Source organism: Kitasatospora sp. NBC_01287 (assembly GCF_026340565.1).
GTDB lineage: Bacteria > Actinomycetota > Actinomycetes > Streptomycetales > Streptomycetaceae > Kitasatospora.
The window spans coordinates 4,963,575-4,985,103 of the sequence record NZ_JAPEPB010000001.1; the positions used below are offsets into that span (position 1 = coordinate 4,963,575).

Annotated in this window: 19 protein-coding genes, 1 tRNA gene and 1 other RNA gene; 15 read left to right on the top strand and 6 right to left on the bottom strand. The window is 71.0% G+C overall.

Translation table 11 applies throughout. From position 1 onward, the window contains the following. Nucleotides 1-66: 66 nt before the first annotated feature. Nucleotides 67-1,860: a DnaB-like helicase N-terminal domain-containing protein gene (locus tag OG455_RS21365; protein WP_266296029.1), complete on the bottom strand. Its 1,794-nt coding sequence runs from the start codon at nt 1,858-1,860 to the stop codon at nt 67-69. 281 nt (nt 1,861-2,141) lie between these two features. On the opposite strand from OG455_RS21365, the gene OG455_RS21370 reads away from it, so the two are divergent. Beyond that, on the top strand, nt 2,142-2,846 hold the full coding sequence (locus tag OG455_RS21370) for a helix-turn-helix domain-containing protein (RefSeq protein WP_266296030.1): 705 nt from the start codon (nt 2,142-2,144) through the stop codon (nt 2,844-2,846). A gap of 129 nt (nt 2,847-2,975) precedes the next feature. On the opposite strand, the gene OG455_RS21375 is transcribed toward OG455_RS21370, so the two are convergent. Both OG455_RS21375 and OG455_RS21380 read right to left on the bottom strand, forming a co-directional pair. Continuing rightward, nucleotides 2,976-3,938 carry a WGR domain-containing protein gene (locus tag OG455_RS21375; RefSeq protein ID WP_266296031.1) on the bottom strand — a complete coding sequence of 321 codons (963 nt, stop codon included), beginning with the start codon at nt 3,936-3,938 and terminating at the stop codon, nt 2,976-2,978. Between the two features lie 89 nt (nt 3,939-4,027). Next, nucleotides 4,028-5,149 (bottom strand): IS630 family transposase, encoded by a 1,122-nt coding sequence (locus OG455_RS21380; RefSeq protein ID WP_323185645.1) that lies wholly within the window; start codon nt 5,147-5,149, stop codon nt 4,028-4,030. 281 nt (nt 5,150-5,430) lie between these two features. Between OG455_RS21380 and OG455_RS21385 the strand changes: the two genes are divergently transcribed. Then, on the top strand, nt 5,431-5,733 hold the full coding sequence (locus tag OG455_RS21385) for a helix-turn-helix domain-containing protein (protein ID WP_266296032.1): 303 nt from the start codon (nt 5,431-5,433) through the stop codon (nt 5,731-5,733). 10 nt (nt 5,734-5,743) lie between these two features. Beyond that, complete coding sequence (locus OG455_RS21390; protein WP_266296033.1) at nt 5,744-6,973, top strand: site-specific integrase; 1,230 nt, start codon at nt 5,744-5,746, stop codon at nt 6,971-6,973. A 138-nt stretch (nt 6,974-7,111) separates the two neighbouring features. Here the strand turns inward: OG455_RS21390 and OG455_RS21395 are convergent, their stop codons facing one another. Continuing rightward, nucleotides 7,112-7,507 (bottom strand): hypothetical protein, encoded by a 396-nt coding sequence (locus tag OG455_RS21395; protein ID WP_266296034.1) that lies wholly within the window; start codon nt 7,505-7,507, stop codon nt 7,112-7,114. 33 nt (nt 7,508-7,540) lie between these two features. Here OG455_RS21395 and OG455_RS21400 point away from each other — a divergent pair, with 33 nt between their 5' ends. Beyond that, nucleotides 7,541-8,884: a hypothetical protein gene (locus OG455_RS21400; RefSeq protein WP_266296035.1), complete on the top strand. Its 1,344-nt coding sequence runs from the start codon at nt 7,541-7,543 to the stop codon at nt 8,882-8,884. An 80-nt stretch (nt 8,885-8,964) separates the two neighbouring features. Here the strand turns inward: OG455_RS21400 and OG455_RS21405 are convergent. Continuing rightward, a tRNA-Ser gene (locus OG455_RS21405) sits at nt 8,965-9,049 on the bottom strand. Nucleotides 9,050-9,193: 144 nt separating this feature from the next. Between OG455_RS21405 and ffs the strand changes: the two genes are divergently transcribed. The 5 genes from ffs to OG455_RS21430 all read left to right on the top strand — a co-directional run bounded on the left by ffs (nt 9,194) and on the right by OG455_RS21430 (nt 13,601). After that, nucleotides 9,194-9,284, top strand: an RNA gene (gene ffs / locus OG455_RS21410) — signal recognition particle sRNA small type. A 60-nt stretch (nt 9,285-9,344) separates the two neighbouring features. Further along, nucleotides 9,345-11,639 carry a DNA polymerase III subunit gamma and tau gene (locus OG455_RS21415; protein WP_266296036.1) on the top strand — a complete coding sequence of 765 codons (2,295 nt, stop codon included), beginning with the start codon at nt 9,345-9,347 and terminating at the stop codon, nt 11,637-11,639. A 107-nt stretch (nt 11,640-11,746) separates the two neighbouring features. Next, on the top strand, nt 11,747-12,091 hold the full coding sequence (locus OG455_RS21420; protein ID WP_266296037.1) for a YbaB/EbfC family nucleoid-associated protein: 345 nt from the start codon (nt 11,747-11,749) through the stop codon (nt 12,089-12,091). A gap of 252 nt (nt 12,092-12,343) precedes the next feature. Then, nucleotides 12,344-12,943: a recombination mediator RecR gene (recR, locus tag OG455_RS21425; RefSeq protein WP_266296038.1), complete on the top strand. Its 600-nt coding sequence runs from the start codon at nt 12,344-12,346 to the stop codon at nt 12,941-12,943. Beyond that, entirely contained in the window at nt 12,936-13,601 is a 666-nt protein-coding gene (locus OG455_RS21430) for a DUF5063 domain-containing protein (protein WP_266296039.1), read from the top strand. Before recR ends, OG455_RS21430 begins: the two co-directional genes overlap by 8 nt. Nucleotides 13,602-13,622: 21 nt before the next feature. On the opposite strand, the gene OG455_RS21435 is transcribed toward OG455_RS21430, so the two are convergent. Continuing rightward, nucleotides 13,623-14,156 (bottom strand): MarR family winged helix-turn-helix transcriptional regulator, encoded by a 534-nt coding sequence (locus OG455_RS21435; RefSeq protein WP_266300897.1) that lies wholly within the window; start codon nt 14,154-14,156, stop codon nt 13,623-13,625. Nucleotides 14,157-14,364: 208 nt separating this feature from the next. Here OG455_RS21435 and OG455_RS21440 point away from each other — a divergent pair, with 208 nt between their 5' ends. From OG455_RS21440 to OG455_RS21465, 6 genes are all read left to right on the top strand, one after another. Then, nucleotides 14,365-15,822 (top strand): MFS transporter, encoded by a 1,458-nt coding sequence (locus tag OG455_RS21440; RefSeq protein ID WP_266296040.1) that lies wholly within the window; start codon nt 14,365-14,367, stop codon nt 15,820-15,822. 337 nt (nt 15,823-16,159) lie between these two features. Then, complete coding sequence (locus tag OG455_RS21445; RefSeq protein ID WP_266296041.1) at nt 16,160-17,440, top strand: aspartate kinase; 1,281 nt, start codon at nt 16,160-16,162, stop codon at nt 17,438-17,440. Continuing rightward, nucleotides 17,437-18,510 (top strand): aspartate-semialdehyde dehydrogenase, encoded by a 1,074-nt coding sequence (locus OG455_RS21450; protein WP_266296042.1) that lies wholly within the window; start codon nt 17,437-17,439, stop codon nt 18,508-18,510. The genes OG455_RS21445 and OG455_RS21450 overlap by 4 nt, the downstream gene beginning before the upstream one ends. A 339-nt stretch (nt 18,511-18,849) precedes the next feature. Next, nucleotides 18,850-19,371: a SigE family RNA polymerase sigma factor gene (locus OG455_RS21455; RefSeq protein ID WP_266296043.1), complete on the top strand. Its 522-nt coding sequence runs from the start codon at nt 18,850-18,852 to the stop codon at nt 19,369-19,371. Then, nucleotides 19,364-20,590, top strand: a complete 1,227-nt coding sequence (locus tag OG455_RS21460; protein WP_266296045.1) for a hypothetical protein — start codon at nt 19,364-19,366, stop codon at nt 20,588-20,590. Before OG455_RS21455 ends, OG455_RS21460 begins: the two co-directional genes overlap by 8 nt. 121 nt (nt 20,591-20,711) lie before the next feature. Continuing rightward, a complete protein-coding gene (locus OG455_RS21465) occupies nt 20,712-21,512 on the top strand; it encodes an SURF1 family protein (protein ID WP_266296047.1) in 801 nt (266 codons plus the stop codon). Nucleotides 21,513-21,529: the final 17 nt, after the last annotated feature.

Below are 21,529 nucleotides of genomic sequence, written 5' to 3' on the forward strand. Positions count from 1 at the left end.
TCTAAAGGGGGGGCCGCGCGAAAACGCTCGGGTGCGACAACGGCGTAAACGGTCGCGAAAACGCTTCTACCTGCGGTTTTTCCTGGGAGCGTCCGGCGCGACAACGGGTTGTACGACGGTCGCGGCGGCGGGGGTGCGTGAACGCTCGCGAAAACGCCCTGTTCCTCGTGACGTGGCCGTCGCGGCGGCGACCCGGTGGCTCTCGGCGTCGATGAGGGCAGGCTCGGCGGGCGCCTGTGCGGTGGTGTTCTGCGGTGTGGCCGGTACGACGGCCAGCGGGATGGCGGGCTGCTCGACCAGGGTCGACGGGGTGCTGGTGCTGATGTGGCGGGCGGAGGTGAAGTACCGGTCTTCTTTGCCGCCGCCGATGCCGCCGGCGGAGCCCTTCTCCACTTCGGCGAGCCCGGACTTGACCTGGGTGTTCAGACGTCGGCGGGCCCGTCCGATGGATGCGGCGTCGGGCTTCGTGTCTCCCGTCATGGCGGTGGCCAGCTGCTTGGCGGTCACGCCGTTCTGTGCCGCGCGCAGCAGTTCGGCGATGTCGATGGTCTCCTCGATGGCGCTGGTGCCCGCCTCGTGGTCGTGGACGATGGTGAGCGGGCCGATCTCGCCGGTGACGGTCTTGAGGTGGTGAAGGTTGACGACGGGATCGCCAGCCTCACCGGCGATGAACAGCACGCTGCCCGCGCCGGAGGTCAGCCAGGTGGAGCCGTACACGCGGTCGAGGGTGGGGCGCTGGCCGCGCGGGGCGTCCGCAGTGGCCTTGCGCTGGTGGTGCAACTCCAGGACCTGGATGCCCTCGCGCAGGGCCCGGTTGCGGGCGCTGTTGTAGGCGATGGCGAGGCTGTCGTCGACGAGCGTGCTGACGGCGTCCTTGAGGCTGTCGATGACGATGGTGTCGGCGCCGTGTGCGGTGGCCAGCTCGGCGAGGAGGCCGGGCTCCTTGTCCAGGCTGGTCGGCAGCGGGCCCTCCCAGATGAGCAGCCGCTCGCGGACCAGCTTCTCGTGTTCGGGCCGGACCAGTCGGGCCATGGCCCGTGCGATCTGCTGGGGTCGGTCCATCGCCAGGTACAGGACGCGCTTGCTCTCGGCGACGGGCATGCCGAGCGCCGAGTCGCTCAAGCCGATCCGGGCGAAGATCACCTGATGGGCGATGGTGGTCTTACCGACGCCGGGGGCGCCGACGATCATCAGGCTCTCGCCAGCTGCCCACACGGTCTCCCCGCGCGTGCCCCACAGAGGCTCCTTGTCCGCCCCGGTCTTGGTGACGAAGTCCCAGCCGTCCACCATGAAGCGCGACAGGCGACTGTTCCCGGAGGCCAGCGCGCGCTCGCGTCCCTCACGGACCTCGGCATCGAGCGCGCTGCGGATCTCGTCCGGCTGGGCGCCGGGCAGCAGAGCCTGCTGGACGGTCCGGATGCCCGTGGCATGCAGCTTCCGCAGCTCCGACTCGCGTCGCACGATGGCCGCGTAGTAGTCGGCGTTGTCCGCCGACGGCGGCGCCTCGGCGGCGAGCCGGACCAGGTAGTTCACGCCGCCCACGCGCTCCAGAGCACCGGCGCCTCGAAGCCGGTCGGCGACGGCGACCGCAGCCGTCGGGGCCCCTTCGAAGGCAAGGCCGAGGATCGCGCGCCAGATGGTCTCGTGGGCGGGCCGGTAGAAGTCGCCGGCGTCGAGGATGGCCCGCGCCGCGTCGATGGCCGGCCTGCCCAGCGCCATGCAGGCGCCGACGACCGCCCTCTCGGAGTCCAGGTCATTCGGTGGTGTCCCCTTCGGGAACACCGTGTGGTCGTCTTCGAAGACGGCACCGGCTGCACCGGAGCTCGACGGCCCGTGTGCCGGGCCCGTAGGCTGGGACATGGATTCCCTCCCGCCGTGCATCAGGCCCTGGCAGGCCGCACGGCGGTTGATCGTCTTGATGGGTGGTCAGATAGGGAGCCTTCACGGCCCTCGGTGCGCTAACACCGGGGGCCGCCCTCGTTTCCGGGCTCGCGCGGCCGATCGTGCTGGCCTGAGTCCGTCAACGTACGCAGAGTAAACACACACCAAGTGTGCTCCGTCAAGACAGGTTTTGTGTCGCTGCAACACGACGCATGTGCTGAATGTTGACTTCGCCTGTGTTGGCTCGCTATCTTGTTGCCATGACGAACCCCAAGGACTGGCAGGCCGGCGTGACCGGCCGCGTCGCCGAGGCGGTCCGGCGCTTCCGCGAGGAGCGGGGGATGAGCGCGCAGGACGTCGCTGCGGCCTGCGCGAAGCTGGGCTACCCGATCGCGCGGAATGTCATTGCCAACCTTGAGAACGGCCGGCGCTCCAGCGTCGACGTGGCCGAGGTGCTGGTCCTTGCCAAAGTGCTCGGCGTCCCCCCGGTCGTCTTCCTCGTCCCCCTGGGCGAGGTCGGGGAGATCGAGCTTCTCCCGGGTTCGATGCACTCGACCGGTGATGCACTCCAGTGGGTCTGCGGGGAGCAGATGCCCGACCATGAGCCGGCCGACGACCTGGAGCTGCGGTTCCAGGAGGTCCGCTTCTACAACGAGACGCTTCACGGCCTGCAGAAGACGATCGGTAGCTCGGAGGAGTACCGCCGCAAAGTCGCCACGGCCCGTGACGCGGCGACCCGCGAGGCCAACGTCAAGCTGGTCAATCAGTTCGACGAGATCATCGGCGACTACTCGCAGGAAATCCAGGCCCGGAGATCGACGATGCGCAGGAGAGGTATCACGCCGCCGGCCCTGCCGTCAGAACTTGCCTACCTCGACCTCAGCCACCACGACGACTGGGGGCACGTCTCCGAAGAGACCCCCGATGCGTCCGGCAGTCAGCCTTCTGCGGATGAGGAAATCTAGAGCCCGGGGGACGTGCACAGGCATCCGTCTTGTGAGGCCGCTCAGCTAGTGCCGTGACCGAGAAGGTTCACCGGCTGCGGTCTGGTGACGCTCGGAAGCCCGGGGACAGACAGCAGCCAGGCCGTTTCTTCAGTTGATCAGAGAGGACAACACGTCAGCGAAGGACATGGTCGTGTCGGGTTGGAGGCGCGTGGTTTCGCCTCGGAAGGACCGCACCTCCAGCCAGCTCTGCGGCGATGCCGTGGGCAGTACGTCCATGAGCTTCTGAAGGTCGACCGACCGATAGACCTTGAATTTCGGTGACGGTCGGTAGTGCGACGGCTGGATGTCGAAGCGCATGTCAACGGCGGGATACGGCGGCCGTCCCCAGTCGCTGTAGGGCAGCGCGGCGTGACCGTGGATGCGGGCGTCTACCAGCACTTCCGGATCCTCGTCCCCGATCTCGCAGTTGAACACGGGGAAAGCTGTCGCGACCCGCGCTGCCGCTGCCGGATATGCAGCGCACGCGCGGCCCAGTGCCGGCGAGCAGAACAGCGCGTGATCGAAGGACCCGACTGGGCTCGGCAAGGCCACCTTGTGATGGGACTGGCCGCCGAAGGCAAGGTCACGTCTGGTGCAGAGGAAGTCCAGGAACCCGGCCACCACCATGTCCTGGTGGCTGCTGGCTCGCACTGTGAAGCGGACCGCTCTGCGCCCTTGCTCACACAGCACGTAGTACTCGAAGAAGCCCATCGGGTGATCGGGCGTGTGCGCGCGGCGGTAGACCTGGTCGAAGCCGTCGACCGGCAGGTACTGGGGTGCCGGCGCGTGGGGACCGGCAGACCTGGTGATGACGTCCAGCACCGGTGTCCCGGCCTCGGCTTCTGCCGGATCGCACGGCGGGTCTACCTCGGTAAAGCCCTTGCGGAGACGTTCGTTGATCTTGCGTGCTGCATGGCGCCGCGCCTGTTCCTCGTCGTCGAGGATCGTCGTGCTCCCCTTGCCCGAGGTGCGGTCAGAGCCCCAGCGAAGGAAGCAGCGGATCCCTTCCTGACGGATCTCCCAAAATTCGAGCGTGGCCTCTCGGCGTTCGAACCGCCGCCATGTGGTCATCGGGCCTCCCATGCCGCCTGCGGTAGGCCTGCGCCGGGACCGCACGCGGGTGACCCTATCGCTCGCCCGCGAGCTTGCTTCTCCGGTGGTCAGGACGCCAGGATGCGCATCCGTCCGCCCCAGCGGATGCCCTTCTCGCTGCGGATACGGGCACGCTCGCGCCGTTGGGCTGCGAGCACGTCGGGGTGGCGAGCGTTCTGGTTGCGCCAGCGCAGGTAAGCGTGCAGGGCCCGGGTCTGGACGGTGTGGTTGCGGTGGTTCGAGTTCGCGATCGTGAACTGCCGCAAGGGCCCGAAGTGGGCCTCGATCGGGTTGGCCCAGGACGCGTAGGTCGGGGTGAAGCACAGCTCCACCCGGTTATTCCTGGCCCAGCGGCGAATCCGTTCGCCCTTGTGGGCGGACAGGTTGTCCAGGATGACGTAGATCGGGGCGCCGTCCGGTCGGGCCGCGCGGATCGACCTGAGTGCGGCCAGGGTGTTCGCGGCGCCCTTCCTTCTGCGGTTGACGCCCCAGAGGGTGTCGTCGCCGATCGAGTAGCAGCCGTGGAAATACCGCACGCCGTGGGTGCGGTGATAGGTCGCGGGGTGCCGCTCGGGGTGACCGGCAGGAGCCCAGCCGGAGCCGGCGGTGGGCCGGATGCCGAGCGGTCCGAACTCGTCGAACGCGAACACCCGGTCCGGGAAGTGATGCAGCACGTGCTCGATGCGGTTGAGCTTGGTGTCCCGGTCGGGGTCCGGAGACTCCTTCCACGTCTTGGTGCGCTGGAAGGTGACACCGCGGCGGGCGAGCAGGCACCGTAACGCCTCGCGGCCGATCCGGATCACGCGGCCGTGCACACGTCGCAGGTAGGCGGCGAGTTTGCGGATCGACCAGCGGGTGAAGGGCTGGCCGAGCTTGGTCGGGCGGGTGGCGGCCGTCTGGACGACGAAGTCCTCGTCGTCAGGACTGAGCAGGCGGGGACGGCCTCCCGCCCACCGAGGGTCCAAGCAGGCCAGGCCGATCTCGTTGAACCGGTGGATCACATCCCGGACGGTGTCCTCGTCGGCCTGCACCAGCCGCGCGATCACCGGGACCCGGTTCCCGCCGGCCGAAGCCAGCAGCATCATCGCCCGCCGGAACCGCACCGAACTGGTGCTACCCCGGCGCACGATCTGCTGCAGCTTCTGCCCCTCCTGGTCAGTCAACCTGCGCACACGGACAGACTCAGCCACCAAACCCCCAGCCGTCGGATCCACGGACGTCACCGCACATCCAACCGCCGCAAGGGCCACCCCGGCGAACCATCCCGGTCAAAGCACTAGCAGTAAGCCCACGGGAGCACCGGTCTGACCCGACTCCCCGAACCACGCGGCACGCGTGACGGGCCGCCAGACCCGTCCGCGTCTCGCTCCAGGTGTTAGCGCACCTGGGCGAGGAATCGCGCCGTCATGACCACCCATCACACGATCAGGCCGCTCGGGGTGCCAGCCCTGTGCGGTCGACGAGGAGTCCCATGCCTCAGCCCGCCCTTTCTCTTGCCCGCCTCTCAGAGGCCCTCGGCCTGCCCGAGCAGAGCCTGCTAGCCCTCGTCGCGAAATGCGACGCGGCTCCGGACCCCACGCTCGTCGCCCTCACGGTCGAAGAGGCCGCACGCCGCCTCGGCGTCGGGCGGACGACCATGTATGCCCTGGTCGCCTCCGGTGAAGTCCCGTCCGTGACGATCGGCCGTCTCCGCCGAGTGCCCGCCGAGGTGCTCAAGGAGTACGTGGCCGCCCGCACGCAGGCCACCGCTTCGACCACCGCGCTCGCGGCCTGAGGGGGATCGAATGTCGAACACCCGCAAGCCCAACGGCGACTCCTCGATCTACGAGGGCAGCGACGGCCGCTGGCACGGTCGCGTCACGGTCGGCATCAAGGACGACGGCACCCCCGACCGCCGTCACGTCAGCGCCAAGACCCGCCCCGAGGTCACGGCCAAGGTTCGCAAGCTGGAGAAGCTGCGCGACAACGGCACCGTGCCCAAGGCCGGCCAGAAGTGGACGGTCGGCAAGTGGCTGACCCACTGGATCAAGGAGATCGTCCCCGGCACCGTCAGCGAGAACACGTACGCCGGATACGAGGTCGCCGTCCGCGTGCACCTCATACCCGGCCTCGGCGCGCATCGCTTGGAGAAACTGGAGCCCGAGCACCTGGAGCGCTTCTACCGGAAGATGCGGGATGGCGGCAGCGCCGCCGGCACCGCTCACCAGGCCCACCGCACCGTCCGGGTAGCCCTCGGGGAGGCCGTCCGGCGTGACCACCTCACCCGCAACGTGGCCACGATCGCCAAGGCTCCGAAGCTCGAAGAGGAGGAGGTCGAGCCGTTCGAGATCGAGGAGGTCCAGGCGCTCATGGAGACGGCGCGCAAGCGCCGGAACTCCGCTCGCTGGCTCTTCGCGCTCGCTCTCGGTTTGCGGCAGGGCGAGGTGCTCGGGCTCCAGTGGAAGGACGTCGACTTCGCCCGCGGCGTCGCCTGGGTCCGCCGCGGCCGGCTGCGGCCCAAGTACCAGCACGGCTGCGGCGACCGCTGCGGGCGCAAGCCCGGCTTCTGCCCGCAGAAGGAGCCGATCCGGCGCGAGACCAAGGACACCAAGTCCCGAGCCGGGCGGCGCGCGGTGCCGCTGCCCGAGCAACTCGTCGTGATCCTCCGGCAGCACAAGGAGGAGCAGGACCGCGAGCGGGCCCTCGCCCGCGACCTCTGGACGGATAAGGGCTATGTCTTCACCTCGGAGACCGGCGGGCCGCTCAACCCCAGCACCGACTACCACCACTGGAAGCGGCTCCTGCGTGAGGCAGACATCCGCGATGGCCGCCTCCACGACGCCCGTCACACCGCCTCGACTGTCCTCCTCCTGCTCGGCGTGCCGGAGCGGATCGTCATGGCGATCATGGGCTGGTCCTCCACCGCGATGGCCCAGCGCTACCAGCACGTCACCGAGCCGATGCTGAACGATGTCGGCAAGAAGATCGGCGCGGCTCTGTGGGGCGCACTGCCCGGAGAGTTCGAGAAGGTCTAGCGACGCGGGGTCGAGGGGAACGGGGCACCAACTCTACTGAAGTTGGTGCCCCGTCCGGAGGTAAGAGGCCAACGGGTGGCACGGCTTGTTTCGGTAGCACCGAAGTGGCAAGAGTCTGTTGCTGTCACGGTTGCAGGCTCATACTGAATGCCCCTCGGACAGAAGGTGCGTATGGTCGCTGTTGATGCTGTGGTCACCAAAGAGGTTGACCGAGCGAGTGAGTGCTTTCTCAGTTTCTTCGAAGTTCACGAGCGGCTTGCAGAGCGAGTGCACAGCTTGGAGTCCGGCTCTTACGATCATGAGCACTTGGAGGCATTGCGAGCGGCTGTCTGTTTTGAGCTGACCCCAAGTGGTGCTTTCCGCGGTGGCTACGCGGGCGGTGGCGAAGTTCCCTGGCCGCGTGACCTGCGGGACATCCCACACGACGTCCTTGCCCTGTGGGACGCATACGCTGCCCAAGTTCGGAGTGCAGTTCTGCGTGCGCACCTTCGTGATCTGCTGTACACCGCCGGTGTAGCCCCACGTCATCTCCATGCGCGTGATGCAATCAGCGCGTATCTAGAAGCAGTGCCGACTCTTCTTCATGGCGAGGACCTCACCCGTGGCCGTCTTCGGGCTGTTGAGTCTCTCGCTCGCGCCGTCGCCCTTGCCGTGGAGATGAACCAACGCGATCTGCGTGACCGAGCGGTCGAGCAGATCATCTCGCTGACAGGCGATCTACTCGATCTCAGCGCGGCGCCGTTCGGTTTGATCTATCGGCTTCTGGAGGTACTGCATGTCCGCCGGCTGGAACCGGACGTGGTCCGGAACCTGATCGAGCGGGCCTGCACGGAGTGCGGCGACAACCTGCAGCTCCACTTGGCATTTCTGCACATGCTACGCGTCATGACCCCCGAGCCGATTGCCCAAAAGGACATCAATCGCCGGACAGTCATGGCGATGATCGATCACGCAAAGCAGAACACCGGGATGCTTCGTCTGCTGGACCTGAACGATGCTGCTACCGCTGCACGGGACCTTGGAATGCCCGATTTGCTCCGGGATGTAACACTCATGATCCAGAGCATGGGCACGGCAGAGCTTGGGCTGGTTACTACCCGAGTGGTCACTCTGCAGCTGTCGCAAGATGAGGTAGACCTGGCTCATGCCGAGATAGATGGGGCGGCTGACCTTGCCGAAGCGCTGCGGAGGGTCGTTGGTACATGGCCTCCTGCTGGGAACCTTGACTTTGCCCGGCGAGCAGCGACAGAAATGATCCGAACCGCTCCGCTCCGCTTCGGGATAGCGCAGGGCGCCGTCAACCCAGTGGGGCCGGTGCCGGTTGCTGCCGCCAGCAGCGACGCACTTGCTAACGCCCAAGCGGAGTTCCAGTTGTGCTGCCTTCAACGGCGGGGGCTCGCAGTCGCTGCAATGCTTGACCGCATCGGCGAGCGCTTCTGCCCCAGCGAGCAAGATCTGGAAGCAGCGATCGCTCACGATGTCGTCGGTTCGGCATCCAAGACGCGCATGCTCCTGCACGCCTTCCTGTACTACTGGGCAGGAAATGACGACGCAGCTGTGCATCTTGCCTTGCCACGAGTCGAGGACCTGCTTCGCGAGATCGAGCGCGGCCGGGACGTTCCGGTAGTCGGCTTCGCAAAGGGAGCGGCCCCTGGTGGCGTGACCCAGCTGGGCACACTGATTGCCCAGATGCCGGCGGCCGGGTTTGACGGTAGTTGGAGTCGCTCGTTCGCGCTGCTGTTGACCGACGGTGAGCATGGACTGAACCTGCGTAACGATGTGGGCCACGGTCTGTGTGACTGTCCCCCGCGGCACCATGTGGCCCTTGTGCTGCACGCGGCCCTGTTCCTGCTCGCTGTCGCGCACGGCGTCGTTGCTCTGCAGGCTCCTGGCGGCGACAAGCCCAACTGAGACCAAAACCGAGACCACGAAACGACGAAGAACCCGACCGCAGCGCGGTCGGGTCCTTCATCTGCCCTGGCGGGCGGGTGCGGAGGATACGAGATTCGAACTCGTGAGGGGTTGCCCCCAACACGCTTTCCAAGCGTGCGCCCTAGGCCACTAGGCGAATCCTCCGTGGGAGAGCTTAGTACATGTTCGGGGGTGCTCGCGACCACCTATCCGCAGGTGGGTGTGGGTGGATGCCTGCGGATCGTTGAGCGGGGTGGGGGTGCGGGGTGGGGGTGCGGAGTGGGGGCTGGGATCCGCTACTCTTGTGCCAGCCCCTCGTGCGGCGTTATCTCTCTGAATCCCCCCAGGGCCGGAAGGCAGCAAGGGTAGGAGGGCTCTGGCGGGTGCACGAGGGGTCCTTGCGTTCCTGGTGGGACCAGGGGCGACGCGTTTGTCCGTGTGTCCCGATATCGTCGGTGGCGTGTCCCTAGCCCTGTACCGCCGCTATCGCCCCGAGACTTTCGCCGAGGTCATCGGGCAGGAGCACGTGACCGCTCCGCTCCAGCAGGCCCTGCGCAACAACAGGGTCAACCATGCGTACCTGTTCAGCGGGCCGCGGGGGTGCGGGAAGACGACGAGCGCGCGGATCCTGGCCCGCTGCCTCAACTGCGCGCAGGGGCCGACGCCGACGCCGTGCGGGGAGTGCCAGTCCTGCACCGACCTGGCGACGGGTGGGCCCGGGTCGATCGACGTGATCGAGATCGACGCCGCTTCACACGGTGGCGTTGATGACGCGCGGGAGTTGCGGGAGCGGGCGTTCTTCGCGCCGGTGCACAGCCGGTACAAGATCTTCATCCTGGACGAGGCGCACATGGTGACCTCCGCCGGGTTCAACGCGCTGCTGAAGGTGGTGGAGGAGCCGCCGGAGCACCTCAAGTTCATCTTCGCCACCACCGAGCCGGAGAAGGTGATCGGGACGATCCGGTCCCGGACGCACCACTACCCGTTCCGCCTGGTGCCGCCCGGGACGCTACGTGACTACCTGGTCGAGGTCTGCGGGCGGGAGCAGATCCAGGTCGAGGACTCGGTCTTCCCGCTGGTGGTGCGGGCCGGCGCCGGGTCGGTGCGTGACTCGATGTCGGTGATGGACCAGCTGCTCGCCGGAGCGGCCGAGGGCGGCGTCACCTACCGGATGGCGACCTCACTGCTCGGGTACACCGACTCGGCCCTGCTGGACGAGGTGGTCGACGCCTTCGCCGCGCAGGACGGGGCGACGGTTTTCCAGGTGATCGACCGGGTGGTCGAGGGCGGGCACGACCCGCGGCGGTTCGTCACGGACCTGCTGGAGCGGCTGCGTGACCTGGTGATCCTGGCCACGGTGCCGGAGGCCGGCGAGAAGGGGCTGATCGACGCTCCGGCGGACCGGATCGCGGTGATGCAGGCGCAGGCCGACGCCTTCGGGTCGGCGGAGTTGAGCCGGGCCGCCGACATCGTCAACACCGGCCTGACCGAGATGCGCGGGAACGCGGCGCCGCGGTTGCAGCTGGAGCTGATCTGCGCCCGCGTCATGCTTCCCGGGGCGTACTCGGACGAACTGTCGCTGATGGCGCGGCTGGACAAGCTGGAGCGGCGGGGCGCGGGCGCGATGCTGGGCGCCGGAGCGGTGCAGCTGGATCCCGGTGTGCGGATGGGGGCTGCGCCGACCATGGCGCCGGTGGCCCAGGTGCCGCCGGCCCAGGCCCAGGCCCCGGCGGCCGCGCACGCGGTGGCCCCGCAGGCGGTGGCCCCGGCGCCCGCGCAGCAGCCCGCACCCGCTCAGCAGCAGCCCGCACCCGCCCCGGCCGCGCCGGCCCCCGGGGCCTGGCCGATCCCGCGCAGCTTCCCCGCTCCCGGCGAGCCCGCCCCCGCGCAGGCCGCGCCCGTCCAGCAGGCGCCTACCCAGCAGCCCCCCGCCCAACAGCCCCCCACCCCCGCACCCACCCCCGTCGCGCCGCAGCCTTCGCAGCCTTCGCAGCCCTCGCAGCAGGCGGCGCCGAGCGGTCAGCAGCAGCAGGGCGCGGCCCAGGTGCGGCAGTTGTGGCCGCAGGTGCTGGACGCGGTGAAGAACCGGCGGCGGTTCACCTGGATCCTGCTCAGCCAGAACGGCCAGGTGGCCGGGTTCGACGGCAGCACGCTCCAGGTCTCGTTCATCAACGCTGGTGCTCGGGACAGCTTCGTCAGCAGCAACAGCGACGACGTGCTGCGCCAGGCCCTGGCCGACGCGCTCGGGGTGGACTGGCGGGTCGAGTGCATCGTCGATCCGTCCGGTGGCACCCAGCTGCCGCAGTCCGGTACCGGCGGCAGCGGTGGTGGCGGCAATGGTGGTGGCGGCGGCTGGGGTGCGGCTCCGCAGACCCCGCGCCCGGCCGCGCCGCTGGCGACCGCCACGGCGGTCGGCGGTTTCGCCGGCCCACCGCCCGCGCAGCCCGCCGTGCCCGCGCCGCACGCCGCCCCGGGGGCCCCGCAGTCGGGCCCGGGCCCGCAGGCCCAGCAGCAGCCCCAACAGTCGTACCAGCAGCCGCCCCAGGGCCCGGCGCAGGGAACGACGCCGGGTGCGGCCCATGCGCAGAGCCGGCCGCAGGCGGCCGCCTCCGGCCCGATCGCGCCGGAGGACGAGGAGGTCTCGATCGACGACGCCGCCGTGGCCGCCGCGTACGGGGAGAGCGTGTCGGGGCAGGAGCTGATCATGCGCGAGCTGGCCGCGACGGTGCTGGAGGAGATCCAGCACGGCCGTTGAGCCGCGCCGCCGAGCGCGTAGGCTCGACCCCGACGTGGTCCTGCGGTGGCGCGGTCCGGCCCGAGCGAGCCCGCGTTTACCCACGCGTACCTAGGCAGGAGTGAACCGTGTTCCCTGGCGGCCAGCCCAACATGCAGCAGCTGCTCAAGCAGGCGCAGAAGATGCAGCAGGACCTCGCCCAGGCCCAGCAGGAGCTGGCCGAGACCAAGCTGACCGGCTCGGCCGGCGGCGGCCTGGTCGAGGCGACGGTGACCGGCAGCGGCGAGCTGGTCGCGCTGACCATCGCCCCGGCGGCGGTGGACCCGGAGGAGACCGAGACGCTGGCGGACCTGGTGCTCGCGGCGGTGCGGGACGCCAACGCGGCCGCGCAGAAGCTGCAGGCCGACCGGATGGGCCCGCTGACCCAGGGCCTGGGCGGCATGGGCGGCGGCATCCCCGGCCTGCCGTTCTGACGTCTGCCGTTCTGGCGTCTGCCGTTCTGGCGTTTGCCGGTCTGGCATCGGCAGTTCTGACGTCTGCAGTTCTTGCGCCTGCCGTTCGCGGCCCGTCCGTGGCTGTGACCAATCGGGGTCGCGGAGCGGAACAGTTCGATCAGAGTCGATTTTCGGGCGTCGGACGGTGTGTCCGGCGCCCGGTTCGTTGGATGATGGCACCGGCGGTACAGCGGTACGGCCGGGTCGTGTGAGCAGTGGAAAGGCAGAGCGGTGTACGAGGGCGTGGTTCAGGACCTGATCGACGAACTGGGCAGGCTGCCCGGCGTCGGGCCCAAGAGCGCGCAGCGGATCGCCTTCCACATCCTGCAGTCCGACCCGGTGGACGTGCGGCGCTTGGCGCACACGCTGCTGGAGGTCAAGGAGAAGGTGCGGTTCTGCGCGGTCTGCGGCAACGTCGCCGAGGCGGAGCGCTGCCGGGTCTGCCTGGACCCGCGCCGCGACCTCACGGTGATCTGCGTGGTCGAGGAGCCCAAGGACGTGGTGGCGATCGAGCGCACCCGCGAGTTCCGGGGGCGGTACCACGTGCTGGGCGGCGCGATCAGCCCGATCGAGGGCGTCGGCCCGGACGATCTGCGGATCCGCGAGCTGCTGGCCCGGCTGGCCGACGGCAGCGTCGGCGAGCTGATCCTGGCCACAGACCCCAACCTGGAGGGGGAGGCGACCGCCACCTACCTGGCCCGGCTCTGCAAGCCGATGGGCCTGAAGGTGACCCGGCTGGCGAGCGGGCTGCCCGTCGGCGGGGACTTGGAGTACGCCGACGAGGTCACCCTCGGCCGGGCCTTCGAAGGGAGACGACTGCTCGATGTCTGAGAACAGCGCGCACCAGGCGGTGCACACGGTCCAGCAGGCCCACGCGGCCGAACCGGACGACTTCGCGGTGCAGATCGCGGACTCGATCAAGAGCTTCGTGCTCGCGGTGACCGAGATCGCCAAGGGCGACGAGCCGGGCAGCGCGGTCTCGCTCCTGCTCCTGGAGGTCTCCCAGCTGCTGCTGGCCGGCGGTCGGCTCGGCGCGATCGAGGACGTGCTGCCGGAGGACCGCTTCGAGCCGGACGCCGGTCCGGAGCCGGACGGGGTCGAGCTGCGCGAGCACCTCGCCGAGCTGCTGGCACCGATCGACGTCTACCACGAGGTCTTCGACCCGTACGGGCTGCCCGAGAAGCCGAACGCCTTCCGGATCTCGGACGACCTGGCCGGCGTGGTCAGCGACCTGCGGCACGGGCTGACCCACTACGACGAGGGGCGGGTCAGCGAGGCGCTCTGGTGGTGGCAGTTCTCCTACCTCTCGACCTGGGGTTCGACCTGCACCGCCGTGTTGCGCGCGCTGCAGTCACTGATCGCGCACGTGCGGCTGGACAGCCCGATCGGCGCGGTGCCGGACGGCGCCGACACCGATGACGACGGGCTGACGGACGAGCAGTTGGAGCAGCAGGCGGGCGACCTGATGGCGGCCGAGCTGGGGATCTGAGGCCCACCCGGCCCGCCCCTCTCAGACCGCGGCGAGCAGGCCGCGCAGCAGCTCGTTGAGCAGCTGCGCCTGTTCGCCGGTGAAGCCCGCCCCGGCCAGCGCCCGCTGCTGTTCGGCAAGCCCGGCGGCGACGGCCTGGTCGACCACCGTCAGACCCCGCTCGGTCAGCGTGATCCGCAGGCCGCGCCGGTCGGTCGGGTCGGGTGAGCGGGTCACCAGGCCGGCCCGCTCCAGCTTGTCCAGCCGTCCGGTCATGCCGCCGGTGGTGAGCATCAGGGTGGCGGTCAGCTCGCGTGGCGAGAGCGCGTGCGGGGCGGGGGCCCGCCGCAGGGTGGCGAGCACGTCGAACTCGCCCCGGCTGATGCCCCACTGCTGGTAGATCTTCTCGATCCGGTCGCCCATCACCCTGGCCAGCCGGTAGATCCGGCCGAACACCGCCATGGCGTCGGTCTGCAACTCGGGCCGCACCACCCGCCACTGCTCGACGATCGCGTCCACCGCATCCGCCTCCCGCTCGGCCCCGCCCGCGCCTTCTGCCGCCACTTCGGCTCCCATCTCGACCACCACTCCGCTCCGTGCGCTGCGCACCGCCGAGCCTCGCACCGCCGCGGCGCCCAGCGCCTCGCCGTGCCGCCCCGCCCAGCGCCTCGCCGCCCAGTGCGCCGCTGCTCCAGGGCACCAGTCTGCCACAGAAAGGCTTGCATATAAGTAGCTTGCTGCTAAGTTACTTATGACTGATCTACCCACCACCCCGGAGGTACCCGTGTTCCCCACCAGGCGAGCGGCCGTCGAGCCCGTGCGGGTTCCGGGCGAGCGTGCCCTGCTGACCGGCATGGCGATCGACTCGGTCGGCTCCGGCATGTACGTCCCGTTCAGCCTGGTCTTCTTCCGGCACGTCACCGGCCTGCCGCTGCCGCTGATCGGCGCGGTGCTCACGGTGACCGGGTTCGCGGCCATGGCGGCGCTGCCGCTGGTCGGCACGGCGGTGGACCGGTTCGGCGCCCGCCGGCTGCAGCTCGCGCTCTACCTGGTGCGCGGGCTGGGCTTCGCGGCCTATCCGTTCGCGGGCTCGCTGCCCGCCTTCGCGGCGGTGGCGCTGCTCACCTCGATCGGCGATCGCGGGTTCCCGGTGGCCCAGCAGGCCCGGATCGGCGAGCTGGCCCGCGGGGCGGACGTCGAGCGGCTGCAGGCCATCGCGCGCAGTCTGGCCAACGCCGGGCTCGGCGCCGGGACGCTGCTCGCCTCGCTGATCATCGCCGTGCTGGGCGACCGCGGGTTCACGGCGGCGGCCTGGTTGAACGCGGCCAGTTTCGTCCTCGCCGCGCTGCTGGCCCGGAAGGTGCCGGCGGTGGCGCGGGGGGCGGCGAGGGCCTCGGCGGCCTGCCAGGACTGCGGCTACCGCACGGTGCTGGCCGACCGGCGCTACCTGGGCCTGACCGGCGCGAACTTCCTGATCGCGCTCGGGTACTCGGCGCTGTCGGTGCTGCTGCCGGTCTTCGCGGTGAGCTGCCTGGGCACCCCGCAGTCGCTCACCGGTGCGGCCTTCGTGCTGAACACCGTGCTCTGCGCGGTCGCCGGGGTGCCGGTGGCGCGGCTGGCCCGGCGGCTCGGCCGGCGGACCCGCACGGCGGCCCTGGGCGCGGGGCTGTTCGCGGCGGCGGCGCTCGGCCAGGCGGTGCTGGGCACGGTGCGACCGCACGCGGTGCTGGTGGCGCTGGGCGGGCTGCTGGTCCTGGTGGTGGTGGCCACGCTGGGCGAGCTGGTGCACAACCCGTCCTCCTCGGCGCTGGCCACCAGCGCCGCGCCGGTGGCGCTGCGCGGGCGGTACCTGGCGACCTACCAGCTCTCCTGGTCGCTGGCGAAGACGGTGGCGCCCTCGCTCTTCACCGGGCTGCTCGCGGTGGACGCCCGGTTGCCCTGGCTGCTGGTGGCGGCGGCGGCCCTGGCGGGCGGGGCGCTGCTGCTGCGGCTCGCCCGACTGCTACCGGCCGGCGTGGACCAGGCCGCAGCGGTCCAGGTCGCGTCTGTCCAGGTCGCAGCGGTCCAGGTCGCAGCGGTCCGGGACGCAGCGGTCCGGGACGGGGTTGTCCAGGTCGCGCCGGTCCGGGGCGAGGCTGTCCAGGTCGAAGCAGCCCGGGGCGAGGCTGTCCGCGTGGTGACCCGGGTGGGCACCCCGGGCAGTGCGGCGGCGGTCCAGGCGCCGATGCCCGCGGCAGGCTGAGCCCGCACTCCGGCGCCCCGAGCAGCCCGAGCAGCCCGGGTTTCGCGGATTTCCCGAAAAATCTTCCCCGGAAAATTCCGAGCCCTCGGCACCGCCGGTCGCGAATTCTTCCGAGCCCGCGCCCCACCGCCCGCAGAGTCGCCGGTCGACCCGCTCGACGTGCGTTCACCAGTTGAAACGCGTGTCTCATGATATGGATTGCGGCTGACGGCCGCCCCCTGCTCGGTAGACTGACCGGCGACCGCAGTACCCCCGCCCCAGGGGGTCTGGGGGGACCGGACGGCGCCACCCCGCGTCGGGCACCACCCCCCGAAGACGACTTAGTCGAGGAGCGCACGTGGGCCTTGTCGTGCAGAAGTACGGCGGCTCATCCGTTGCGGATGCCGAGGGCATCAAGCGCGTGGCCCGTCGAATCGTGGACACCAAGAAGGCCGGCCATGAGGTCGTCGTCGTGGTGTCCGCGATGGGCGACACGACGGACGAGCTGATCGAACTCGCCGAGCAGGTATCCCCTATTCCCGCCGGTCGCGAGTTCGACATGCTGCTGACCGCGGGCGAGCGGATCTCCATGGCCCTGCTGGCGATGGCGATCAGAGCGCTGGGCCACGAGGCCCAGTCGTTCACCGGCAGCCAGGCCGGTGTGATCACCGACCAGGTCCACAACAAGGCCCGCATCATCGACGTCACGCCGGGCCGGATCCGCTCCGCCCTGGACGAGGGCAACATCGCGATCGTCGCCGGGTTCCAGGGCGTCTCCCAGGTGAGCAAGGACATCACTACCCTGGGCCGGGGCGGCTCCGACACGACCGCGGTCGCCCTGGCGGCAGCGCTCAAGGCCGAGATCTGCGAGATCTACACCGACGTGGACGGCGTCTTCACGGCCGACCCGCGGGTGGTGAAGAAGGCCCGCAAGATCGACTGGATCGCCTACGAGGACATGCTGGAGCTCGCGTCCTCCGGCTCCAAGGTGCTGCTGGACCGCTGTGTGGAGTACGCGCGGCGCTACAACATCCCGATCCACGTACGATCGTCCTTCTCCGGTCTCCCGGGGACCATCGTCAGCAACACCAACCCGAACAAGCCCGAAGGGGGCGAGATGGAGCAGGCCATCATCTCCGGAGTCGCCCACGACACGTCCGAGGCGAAGGTCACGGTCGTCGGGGTGCCGGACAAGCCGGGCGAGGCCGCCCGGATCTTCCGCGCCATCGCGGATGCCGAGGTCAACATCGACATGGTGGTGCAGAACGTCTCCGCCGCGTCCACCGGGCTGACCGACATCTCCTTCACCCTGCCGAAGACCGAGGGCCAGAAGGCCATCGACGCGCTCGGCCGGGTCAAGGAGGGCATCGGCTACGAGTCGCTGCGCTACGACGACGCGATCGGCAAGATCTCGCTGGTCGGGGCCGGTATGCGGTCCAACCCCGGGGTCACCGCGACCTTCTTCGAGGCGCTCTCCGAGGCCGGCGTGAACATCGAGCTGATCTCCACCTCGGAGATCCGGATCTCGGTGGTCACCCGGGCCGACGACGTCAACGAGGCGGTCCGCGCCGTGCACAGCGCCTTCGGTCTGGACAGCCAGACCGACGAGGCCGTCGTCTACGGCGGGACCGGGCGATGACCGGCGGCGGAGCGGAACAGCGCGCCAGGCCCAACCTCGCGGTGGTCGGTGCCACCGGCGCGGTGGGCACGGTGCTGCTGGGCATCCTCTCCGCCCGTCAGGACGTCTGGGGCGAGATCCGGCTGATCGCCTCCGCCCGCTCGGCGGGGCGCCGGCTGACCGTGCGTGGGCGGCAGGTCGAGGTCGTCGCGCTCACCGAGGAGGCCTTCGAGGGGATCGACGTCGCGATGTTCGACGTCCCCGACCAGGTCTCCGCGCAGTGGGCGCCGATCGCGGCGGCCAAGGGCGCGGTGGTGGTCGACAACTCCGGCGCCTTCCGGCTGGACGAGGACGTGCCGCTGGTGGTCCCCGAGGTCAACGCGGCCGCGGCCCGGATCCGCCCGCGCGGGATCATCGCCAACCCGAACTGCACGACCCTCTCGATGATCGTCGCGATCGGCGCGCTGCACTCCGAGCTCGGGCTCTCCGAGCTGGTGGTCGCCTCGTACCAGGCGGCCTCCGGGGCGGGGCAGGCCGGGATCGACGCGCTGCGCGAGCAGACCGTCAAGGTGGCCGGCACCTCGGTCGGCGAGCAGGCCGGCGACCTGCGCGCGCTGATCGGCGACAGCGGTCCGTTCGCGGTGCCGCTGGTGCTGAACGCGGTGCCGTGGGCGGGCTCCCCGGCGCCGGACGGCTGGTCCTCCGAGGAGCTGAAGGTCCGCAACGAGAGCCGCAAGATCCTCGGGCTGCCGAACCTGCGGGTGTCGGCGACCTGCGTGCGGATCCCGGTGGTCACCACCCACTCGCTGGCCGTGCACGCGGTCTTCGAGCGCGAGGTGACCCAGCTGCGGGCGCAGGAGATCCTGGCCCAGGCCCCCGGCGTGGTGCTCTACGACAACCCGGCGGCCGGCGAGTTCCCGACCCCCAACGACGTGGTCGGCACCGACCCGACCTGGGTCGGCCGGGTGCGTCGCTCGCTCGACGACCCCAAGGCGCTCGACCTCTTCCTCTGCGGCGACAACCTGCGCAAGGGCGCGGCGCTGAACACCGCGCAGATCGGTGAGCTGGTGGCGGCCGAGCTGCTCGGCTGAGGTCGCCTCAGGAGCAGTCGCCTCAGGAGCAGTCGCATCGGGGCCCTTCGTAGCAGGGACGCAGCAGGGACGCAGCAGGGACGCAGCTCAGCCGCACCAGGGTCGCGGCTGAGTAGCGCCCGGCCAGCATCCGGATAGCACCCGAATAGCGCCCGAATAGCACCAGAGCCCCCTTCCCGGTGGAGGGGGCTCGGGTGTTTACGGAAGAATGTCCGCCGAACGGGGCAACCCTGAGGGGGGATCGAGTGTCCAATGGTCGTGACAGACCTGGCAGTGATGGCGACGGCGCCTACGGTACGGGTGCCGCGCGGCGCTGTGCGGCAGCCGGTTGAGTCGGAGATGTCCACGGCCGCCACTGACACCGCCGGCGCCAGCGTCGACCTGCTCACGACCACGTACCAGACCCACTACCGCGCGCTGCTGCGGCTGGCCGCGCTGTTGCTGGACGACCAGTCCAGCTGCGAGGACGTGGTCCAGGAGGCTTTCATCCGGGTGCACGCGGCCCGGCGGCGGGTGCGCGAACCGGAGAAGATCCTCGCCTACCTGCGGCAGACCGTGGTCAACCTGTCGCGCAGTACGCTGCGTCGGCGGCTGCTCGGCCTGCGGCTGCTGCCCAAACCGATGCCTGACATGGCCAGTGCGGAGGAGGGCGCCTACGATGCCCTCGAACGCGACCAGCTGAAGGCGGCTCTGCAGGGTTTGCAAAGGCGTCAGCGCGAGGTCCTGGTGCTGCGCTACTACGCCGACATGACGGAGGCTCAAGTGGCCGAACTGCTCGGGGTCTCCGTGGGCGCGGTGAAGGCGTACGGCTCGCGCGGACTGGCGGCGCTGCGGGTGCTGATGGAGAGCAGTCATGACTGAGGATCAGTTCGCCGCGGGGGAGCCGGAGCCGACCTGGGGCCAGGAGCAGGCGCTGCGCGCGATGCTGCACCGCTCGGTCGCCGGCCTGCAGCCGGACCCGGAGGCGCTGCCGCGGATCCGGCGCGCCATCCCGGCCCGCCGGGCCCGCCACCGCCAGGCCTGGACCGGCGCGGTGCTGATCGCGGTGGTCTCGGCCGCCGCGGTGCCCACGCTGGGCGGCCTGGACGCGTTCCAGCTCTCGGACGGTTCGGCGACCGCCCCGAGCGCCGCCGCCCCGGCCACCGCGAGCAGCCGGCCCAGCGCCACGGCGCACCCGGGCGGCGAGCGGTCGGTGGTCCCGCTCCCGCTGCCGGACACCGGCACCGCCGCACCGAGCGGCGGCCCCAGCTCCACCCCGAGCCCCACCGCCTCCGCAGGCAGCGCGGACCCGCCTTCGCCGGACCGCGGCAGCACGCCCGCCGCGCCGGCCGGCCCGGCGAGCTCGACGGCGTCGGTGCCGCCCGGCTGCGCGCGGGCCGACCTCGGCGGCGGCCAGGCGACGGTGGGCGCGCCGGACGGCGCGGGCTGGGTCTACGGGGCGTTCACCGTGGCCAATGTCTCCGGCCGCCCCTGCCTGCTGACCGACCCGGGCACGGTCACGGCCACCGTCGTCGGCGGCAGCGGGACGGTGCGGGTGCTCGCGCACGCGGCGGGCGACCCGGCCACCGGCCTGCCGGACCCGGCGGGCGCGGCCGGGCAGCTGCTGCTCTCCACCGGCGGCGGCTACCGGCTCCCGTTCGCCTTCCTGCCGGACGCGCCATGCCCCGCGGGCGGTGCGAGCAGCCCGGCGGCGAGTCCGAGCGCCACCGTCGTCGCGCCGGCGGCCAGCGCCGCGGCCGGCCCGACCACCCCGCCGACCGCGGCCGGCGGGGCGGTCGGGGCCGGCGGGGCCGTGCACGGCGCCCCGGTGCCGGTGAACGGCGCACCGGCGGCAGGCACGGCCGCCGGTGCCGCCGGTGCCGCCGGTGCCAGCCCGCAGGCCGGCAGCGGGTCGGCCCCGGCGACGACCACCCCGAGCCCGTCGCCGACCGCGACCGCCGACCCGGCGCCGACGGCCCCGGCGGCCGTCACGGTCGGCCACCGCCCGCTCGGCACCGGCCCGGACGCGGCCGACGCCACCATCACGGGCGTCTGCGGCGGCGGCACCCTCTACCAGGCGGCCCCGCAGCTCACCGGGTAGCGCCCGCGTCCCCGCGCGTCCCCGGACTCCCCGGCGGCTCGGCGGCTCGGCGGAGCGGTGCCGGGGGCCGGCACGGGGGGCCGTGCCGGGCGGTCCGGAATCGGTGGTTACCGTGAGGGGTGTGTACCGATTCCTCCTGACCGCACGCTGGCTCGGCGGCACCGTGCTGGCCCTGGTCGCCATCGCGGTCTGCCTCTGGCTGGGCTCCTGGCAGCTGAGCCGGTTCGAGGGCCGGGTCTCCAGCCACCACACCGCCGCCCCGGCCGCTCCGGGCGGCTCCGCGCAGCCGGCGGCCGGCCCGCTGGAGACGGTGCTCGGCGGGCCGCAGGCCCAGGTCAGCACGACCACCCTCGGCCGCGCGGTGGCCGCCACCGGCCAGTACGACGCCGCCCACCAGCTGCTGGTGCCCGACCGCGCGCTGGACGGCCGCCAGGGCTACTACGTGCTCACCCCGCTGCGCACCGCCACCGGCCGGGCGGTGGCGGTGGTGCGCGGCTGGCTGCCGGGCTCGCCGGGCGCCGCGGTGCCGGCGCCGCCGACCGGGCAGGTCACCGTCGAGGGCCGGCTGCAGGCCTCGGAGACCAGCGACACCAGCGGCGCGGTCAACGGCGGCCTGCCGACCGGGCAGCTGGGCATGATCAGCCCGGCCACCCTGGTCAACCTGCTGCCCTACCCGGTCTATGACGGCTGGGTGGCCGCCGACGGGGTGCCGGCCGGCCTGACCGCCGTGCCGACCACCCAGCCGGACGGCGGCAACGGCCTGGACGCGCGGGCCTTCCAGAACCTCGGCTACACCCTGGAGTGGTTCGTCTTCGCGGGCTTCGTCTGCTTCATGTGGTTCCGGCTGGCCTGGCGTGAGGCCGAGGCGGCCCAGGACCGGGCGCTGGGTCTGCTCCCGGTCCTGGAGGAGCAGCAGGCCTGAGGCGCCCGCCGCCCCGT